Genomic DNA, 7,593 nt, shown 5'->3' with positions numbered 1-7,593 from the left:
TGGTCCAGATACCATTCGATTGGTTCCGTCACTGCTTATCAGTGATGAAGAAATTCAGGAAGGTCTCAAACGGTTTGAAAAGACTTTGCAACGATTGTCGGAACGTTAAAAGGTGCTTTGGCCGCCGCGCACGCAAATTACGATTGTGTACCGGCGGCCACCTCCAAGTGGTTGGTGTTCCTCGCTTTAATATTACCCAATCTCTGGCATGAAACTTGACCCGGCGAAGACTAACCTCTATATATGCGCTAGAAACACGTATTGCTAATTTGACATGCCTTGGGACCGCGCGAGCGTGTTCCAGGCCAAACCTGGAAAAGACAATTGTATGGGAAAATCACTCGTAATCGTTGAATCCCCCGCCAAAGCAAAAACCATTAACAAGTACCTGGGTGCCGATTATGTGGTGAAATCGTCGGTGGGCCACATTCGCGATTTGCCAACATCTGGAACGTCAACAGGCAGCAAGGAACGCAAACGCAGTCCCCTGTCAACAAAAGGCCTGAGTCAAGAAGAAAAGGAAAAAATTAAAAAGCAGCAAGCTTATGAACAGCTTGTGCGGCGTATGGGTATCGATCCACTGCATGGATGGAAGGCGGACTACCGGATTTTACCGGGCAAAGAAAAAGTGGTTCGCGAGTTAAAGTCGCTTGCGCAAAAAGCGGACAAGATTTATCTGGCCACGGATTTGGACCGGGAAGGTGAGGCCATCGCGTGGCATTTGAAAGAAGTGCTCGGTGGCGACGATGACCGATTTTTACGCGTCACCTTCAATGAGATTACGAAAAAAGCGATTCAGGAAGCCTTTGCCCATCCCCACGCGCTGAATATTGACCGTGTCAACGCACAGCAGGCACGTCGCTTTCTAGACCGATTGGTGGGTTATACCGTTTCACCGTTGTTATGGAAAAAAGTGGCGCGCGGATTGTCGGCTGGCCGCGTCCAGTCAGTCGCGGTTCGTCTAATTGTTGAACGAGAGCGCGAAATTCGGGCATTCGTACCGGAAGAATACTGGGAAATCGAAGCCGTACTTAAATCTGATGCGCACAAATTACCGTTCAAGGTCGTGCGCAAGCAAGGCGAGAAGTTTGTACCTCGAACTCAAGCAGAGGCTGATAGCGCGGTCGAACAACTCCGTCAAGCCAACTTTGTGGTGACGCTGCGGGAAGATAAGCCAACAAAATCTAAATCGCCCGCTCCTTTTATCACATCGACGTTACAGGCAGCGGCCAGCACACGCCTAGGATTTGGCGTGAAACGCACTATGGTGGCAGCGCAGCGTTTATATGAGGCAGGGCTGATCACTTATATGAGAACCGACTCCACCAATCTGTCGCAAGATGCATTGACGGCCGCACGCGATTATATTCAGAAAAATTTGGGACCGTCGTATTTGCCAGCAAAACCCAAGATCTACCGCTCAAAGGGTGGGGCGCAGGAGGCACACGAGGCCATTCGCCCGACAGATGTAAATTTAGCTCCGGAAAGCTTAACGGGTGTTGATCTGGATGGCCAAAAACTTTACGACTTGATTTGGCGCCAATTTTTGGCCTCGCAAATGCCGGATGCAGAATACTTGAGCACCACGGTGACCGTTGAAGCCGGTGGCTTCGAGCTTCAGGCAAAAGGCCGCATCGTCAAGTTTGATGGATGGACAAAAATTTTGCCGCCACCGAAAAGCAAGGATGCCGTGCCGTTGCCGGATCTACGGGTTGGGCAGGCACTTGAGCTTGAAGACATTGAGGCCTCTCAGCATTTTACGCGACCTCCGGCGCGATACACGGAGGCAGCACTCGTCAAGGAACTGGAAAAACGAGGCATCGGTCGGCCATCAACCTACGCCAATATCATTTCGACCATCCAAGAAAGGGGGTATGTCAGCCAGAAGAACCGCCGTTTTTACGCGGAAAAAATGGGAGAAATCGTCACCGACCGGTTGACTGAAAATTTTGAAAATTTGATGGATTATGGTTTCACCGCCTCTATGGAAGAGACGCTGGACGAGATCGCTGAAGGGAAAAAGGATTGGTTGGCGGTGCTTGATGCGTTTTATGCGGATTTGTGTCGGCGTTTAGAACAAGCAGAGGCGCCGGTTGAAGCGGGTGGCATGCGGCCAAATCAGGCAGTGGAAACGGACATAAAGTGCGACAAATGTGGGCGTCCGATGGCGATTCGTGCCGCGAGCACGGGATTTTTCCTTGCCTGCACAGGTTATCGGCTAAGTGGCGATGATAAGTGTAAAAACACTATCAACTTATTGCCTGGTGATGAATTTGTTCAGGCGGATGCGAGCGATGATGAAGCAGAATCACGTGCATTGGCAGCCAAGCATCGGTGCCAGAAGTGCGGCAATGCGATGGATAGTTTCCTGATCGATGAAAAACGACGGTTGCATGTCTGCGGCAATTTTCCAGATTGTGACGGCTACGAAATTGAACAAGGACAGTTCAAACTGAAAGGCTATGACGGCCCAGTACTGGAATGTGACAAGTGTGGTGCCGAAATGCAGTTGAAAACGGGGCGATTCGGGAAGTATTTCGGTTGTACCAACGAGAACTGTAAGAATACCCGGAAATTGCTCAAAAATGGGCAGCCAGCCCCGCCGAAAGCCGAGCCGATCCCAATGCCTTGGCTCAAGTGCGATAAAGTGGACGATCATTTTGTGCTCAGAGATGGTGCTTCTGGACTGTTTTTGGCCGCGAGCCAGTTTCCAAAGCATCGTGAAACGCGCGCCCCCAAAGTGAAGGAGATTCAGCAAGTCAAGGATAAGCTTGACCCCAAATATCGTTATTTGGTGGATGCGCCAGCCGAAGATCCCAAAGGACGAGATGCCATCATCCGATTCTCTAGAAAAACGCAAACACAGTATGTGATGAGCGAAGATGAAAATGGCAAGCCGACTGGCTGGGTGGCGTTTTACAAAGATGGCCGCTGGGAAGCCGATGCTTCCAAGATGAAAAAATAGCCATAATACATATTTGTTTTCAGGTGAATTTATGCTGTATTCGCTGATACGTTCGGTCTTATTCCTGTTGCCCCCTGAGCAGGCGCATAACGTTGCACTTAAGGGCATTGATCTCATCCCCAGCGCACTAAAACCACAACGCATTGAAGATCCAGTTGAGGTCATGGGGCTACGTTTCCCGAATCGAGTGGGTCTGGCCGCTGGATTGGATAAAGATGCCAAGCACGTTTACGGTTTGGCAAAGCTTGGTTTTGGATTTGTCGAAGTCGGTACACTCACGCCCCGCGCGCAAATGGGTAATCCGAAACCTCGATTGTTCCGTTTGCCCAAGGCTCGAGCCATCATTAATCGTATGGGGTTTAATAATGAGGGGGTCGATCGTGCGGTCGTACGCCTGTCGCGACGACCTCATGATCTCGTCATCGGCGTCAATATTGGCAAAAACAAAGACACCCCAAATGACGATGCTGCCCGTGATTACATCTATGGCTTGAATTCTGTGTGGCCAGTGGCGGACTATATCACCGTCAACGTATCCTCACCGAACACACCGGATCTCCGCCAGCTTCAGTTTGGCGAGGAATTGCGCCGCTTACTGGATTTATTAAAAGAGCAGCAAGCGTTACTTGAGCAGGAATACGGTTTTTATCGACCGATTCTGTTAAAGGTAGCCCCCGATCTTGAGGAGCGAGACATTAGCAGAATAGCGCAGGCGGTGTCTGAAAGTGGCATGGATGGTTTGATAGCGACCAACACTACGATCTCTCGTGATGGGGTGAGCGGATTGCGTCATGCCGATGAGGCAGGTGGGCTCAGCGGTGCACCACTCACCGACAAAAGCACGGAAGTCATTCGATCGTTTAGAAGCGCCTTGCCTGCTCGAATCCCCATTATTGGGGCTGGGGGGATTATGGATGGAGAAAGTGCTGCACAGAAAATTCGAGCCGGGGCGTCGCTGGTGCAGCTTTATACCGGATTAGTCTATCGGGGACCAAAGCTGGTCACAGAGGCGGCGCTTGCTTGTCGTGATGCTTGCGAAAATCGGCAATAGCACGTTTGGCAGTTGTGTAGCCAATCTCAATCACTTCGTCGGCTTTGTGAAAATCGAGGAAACGGATGTGGCTCAACGCTGGTTGAATCAAAATATCTGGAGGACTTTGTGTTAGGCTGAGCTCACTGATCCGTGCTTGCATAATATCAACGCTGCTCATCAGCACTTCCCACAGGCCTGGTGCCGGTTCGCCTTCAATCCAGTGCTTGAGGCCGGCGAGCATCGGATGATCAATACTGGTCACACGCTTTTGTAGCTTATCGAGCCACTCGTACCTGTTCGTTTCCCGACGTCGTCCAATACGCTTGCCATTGGTTGCCAAGTGTGAATTGAGATCGACGGCGACCACAAAATCAGCGCCCAGCTGTCGCACTGGCTCGACTGGCGTGGGAATCACAATGCCGCCATCGACGTACAACTCATTGCCGATTTTGATTGGTGCCATGAAACCGGGTACGGCGATTGACGCACGAATTGCCTCGGCGATGGAACCAGAAGTGAAAATTTCAGCTTTCCCGGTGTTGAGATTTGTGGTGACAATGGACATCGGCAGGGTGAGCGCTTCGATCTTCTCGACCCCGATGTGTTCGACAACAAATCGAACGACTTTCTCGCCTTCTATGATGCCAGAGCGGGGAATCATGATATCCAGCAACGACCAGATCTTTTTGCGATCCATGTCTCGATAACTTTGTTCCAGTTGTTCGTGTGCACCAGCGGCGAAAGCGGCTCCCACAACTGCTCCGATACTGCTACCGCTGACCCATCCAATTTCAAAACCTTCTTCCTGGAGTGCGCGTATCACGCCAAAATGCGCCAATCCACGGGCCGAACCACTGCCCAAAGCGAGCCCAATCTTTTTATGCATTATCGTAAGGTCGTCCATTCACCGTGTTGATATTCATGGTCTCACTTTCCCCGCGGTAACGCAATTTCAGCCTCGGGTGCGTGCCGAAAAGGTTTTGCTTGCATGCTTCGTGTACAATGCCCGCATCCTAGTTTTAGAGACGTGGTCATGATCAAATTCTTTGTGTCCTGCGCGACGGGGGTAGAAGCACTATTGCAAGAAGAGCTTGCATCTTTTTTGGACGCTGGTCTGCAGAATACCGCCGGTGGGGTTTGGGTGGAAGGCACATTAGAAGATGCCTATCGTACCTGTTATTTGTCGCGCATTGCCAGTCGTGTCCTATGGCCGCTTTGTCAATTTGAGGCCAGTCATGCCGATGCGCTTTACGATGGTGTGCGCCAATATCCTTGGCATGATGAATTTCCCGTCAATGCGACCTTGGCCATCCGGACAACACTGCGACAAGCCCCGATCAATCACAGTGGATTTGTTTCGCAGCGTATTAAAGATGGCATTGTGGACACCTTTCGTGACCGCTTCGGCCGGCGTCCAAGCATTGATCGGGAAAAACCCGATATTTTAATTAGCTGTTACTGGCGGAAAACTCAAGTATCGCTTTATCTCGATCTTGGTGGCGGACCGCTGCATGAACGTGGCTATCGCCAAGGGGGCGGGCCGGCCCCCTTAAAAGAAAATCTGGCGGCAGCGATGTTGATGCGACTCGGATGGCCGCGTGCCGGGCGTTTTTTTGACCCAATGTGCGGTTCCGGCACGCTGGTGATCGAGGCAGCGGAGATGGCACTTGGTCGGCCAGCCGGTCGACTTCGACGTCGGTGGGGATTCCATAAGTGGTTGGGGCATGTGCCCGCATTATGGCGACGTATCAAGGAAGAGTCGGACAACCGCGAGCGTATGACAAAGGACGATGTGCAAATTTTTGCGGCCGATCAAGCACCTGGCGCCATCCATGCATTGACGGCTTCGGCTAAAGCGCTGGGCATTGACAATGTGATGAAGATTGAGTGCTGTGAATTGAAGGCCAATCATTGGCAGCTTGATGAAGGCGATGTGCTGGTGACCAATCCGCCTTATGGTGAACGGATGATGTCGCGGCTTGAGGCCATGAAGCTTTATGGCCAGCTCGGAGATTGGTTGGCTGAGCACTGTCATAATACTCTAGTGTCCATTTTGACACCGGATGAAACGATGGGGCGTGCTCTTGGCTTTCGGGCGGAACGTAAATTTCATTTTCGTAACGGCCCAATACCTGTTTTGCTGTGGACGTTCCACGTGAACACCGAAGCTCGCCGGTCGAGCGCGTTCTCAGGTGCGATCGCTGCATCCGATTTGCCTGAAGAATTGGTTAATCGTCTTCGCAAAAATGATCGAAAACTCCGCAAATGGGCACGTAAACAGGAGGTGTCCGCCTTTCGCCTGTATGATGCTGATTTACCCAACTTCGCGTGCGCCATTGATGTTTACAACGATTGTTTTCATGTCCAAGAGTACGCGCCGCCTAAGGACATTCCGATCGGTAAGGCACAAAACCGACTTCAGGAAGTGATTCTTTCATTGCGATACCTTTTTGACACGCCTTTAGAAAAAATTTTTCTAAAGCAACGACGCAAACAAAAATCGATCGAGTATGGGGTGGATGAAGAACGACTTGGTCACGAAGGGAAACCTTTCTGGGTGGTTGAGCATGGCCTGTTTTTTGAGGTTGAGCTGTCGCGGCATCTGGACACTGGGTTATTTCTGGACCATCGCCCAGCGCGTCGCCTGATTAGAGAACTTGCGAAAGGCAAACGTTTTCTGAACTTGTTCGGCTATACCGGCGCGGCCACCGTGTACGCAGCGGCGGGAAGGGCTGTCTCGACCACCACAGTGGACCTGTCAAAAAACTATTTGGCTTGGGCACAACGCAATATGGCACGCAATGGCTTTGTCGGTCCATCGCACGAGTTTGTGCGAGAGGATGTCCTCGCCTGGTTGAAGCAAGTCAGTGAGAAGTGGGATTTGATATTTTTGGACCCGCCGAGCTTTTCCACTTCGAAACGCATGACCGAAACATGGGATGTGCAGCGTGATCATGCCAAGGTGATAGAGCATATCATGACACATTTGTTGTCTGACGGTGGCGTGTTACTTTTTTCTACGAACCTTCGAAAGTTCAAGCTGGCGCCGGAACTTGCGCAAAAATATCAGATTCAGGATCTCACGAGCGTTTCTTTTGATCCTGACTTCCAGCAGAAAAAGAATCATCATCGACTGTATCGTATAGAAAGAGGCTAACCGTGCCAGAAGTGATTTTGTGGACGACCGCATTTTGTGAACTCTGTGATGAGGCCAAGGAACACCTGCAGTATGCATGTGAACGTTTAAATACGAGTTACACCTGTTTGGACATTGTGGAATACGATGAAGTGTTTGATGCACTTCGTCACCGAATTCCAGTGGTTGAGGTGGCCGGGCATCAGCTGGGTTGGCCGTTTTCGAAGTACCAACTTGTTGCGTGGCTGACTGAAGTGCTGACATCTCGGACAGACATGGTGTAGTAAGAATATATTTACATTAAAAGAAGCATATTAATAATCTTAGGGTTATAAGTAGCGAACGACGCTATTGAATCCACGTATTAACCAACTGAAATAGAATGAAAAATTTGCCTTGAACTTGTTTGAATCTCCTTGGTCTATACTTACAGCAGTACCCAGTGATGGACCCCAAAAG

At 50.6% G+C, this 7,593-nt stretch carries 5 protein-coding genes; 4 read left to right on the top strand and 1 reads right to left on the bottom strand.

Going from position 1 to position 7,593, the window contains the following annotated elements; genetic code table 11:
- The first annotated feature begins 328 nt into the window (after window positions 1–328).
- Complete coding sequence (topA, locus tag D6694_10195; protein RMH40292.1) at window positions 329–2,965, top strand: type I DNA topoisomerase; 2,637 nt, start codon at window positions 329–331, stop codon at window positions 2,963–2,965.
- 34 nt (window positions 2,966–2,999) lie between these two features.
- Entirely contained in the window at window positions 3,000–4,016 is a 1,017-nt protein-coding gene (locus D6694_10190; GenBank protein ID RMH40291.1) for a quinone-dependent dihydroorotate dehydrogenase, read from the top strand.
- Here the strand turns inward: D6694_10190 and D6694_10185 are convergent.
- Window positions 3,967–4,902 carry a patatin-like phospholipase family protein gene (locus tag D6694_10185; protein RMH40290.1) on the bottom strand — a complete coding sequence of 312 codons (936 nt, stop codon included), beginning with the start codon at window positions 4,900–4,902 and terminating at the stop codon, window positions 3,967–3,969. The two genes, D6694_10190 and D6694_10185, sit on opposite strands and share 50 nt — an antisense overlap.
- A gap of 84 nt (window positions 4,903–4,986) precedes the next feature.
- Here D6694_10185 and rlmL point away from each other — a divergent pair, with 84 nt between their 5' ends.
- Together rlmL and D6694_10175 are read left to right on the top strand one after the other, a co-directional pair.
- The gene (rlmL, locus tag D6694_10180) at window positions 4,987–7,155 is read left to right on the top strand and encodes a bifunctional 23S rRNA (guanine(2069)-N(7))-methyltransferase RlmK/23S rRNA (guanine(2445)-N(2))-methyltransferase RlmL (GenBank protein RMH40289.1); all 2,169 of its coding nucleotides are present in this window, start codon (window positions 4,987–4,989) and stop codon (window positions 7,153–7,155) included.
- Between the two features lie 2 nt (window positions 7,156–7,157).
- Window positions 7,158–7,418, top strand: coding sequence for a hypothetical protein (locus D6694_10175; GenBank protein RMH40288.1), 261 nt, complete (start codon window positions 7,158–7,160; stop codon window positions 7,416–7,418).
- The last annotated feature ends 175 nt before the right edge of the window (window positions 7,419–7,593 follow it).

The organism is Gammaproteobacteria bacterium (genome assembly GCA_003696665.1).
GTDB lineage: Bacteria > Pseudomonadota > Gammaproteobacteria > Enterobacterales.
This window is presented reverse-complemented; position numbering and strand designations above follow the sequence as displayed.

Coding starts and splice junctions, on each gene's coding strand:
- rlmL (RMH40289.1), top strand. CDS start 4,987: ATGCTTCGTGTACAATGCCCGCATCCTAGTTTTAGAGACGTGGTCATG.
- D6694_10185 (RMH40290.1), bottom strand. CDS start 4,902: ATGGACGACCTTACGATAATGCATAAAAAGATTGGGCTCGCTTTGGGC.
- topA (RMH40292.1), top strand. CDS start 329: ATGGGAAAATCACTCGTAATCGTTGAATCCCCCGCCAAAGCAAAAACC.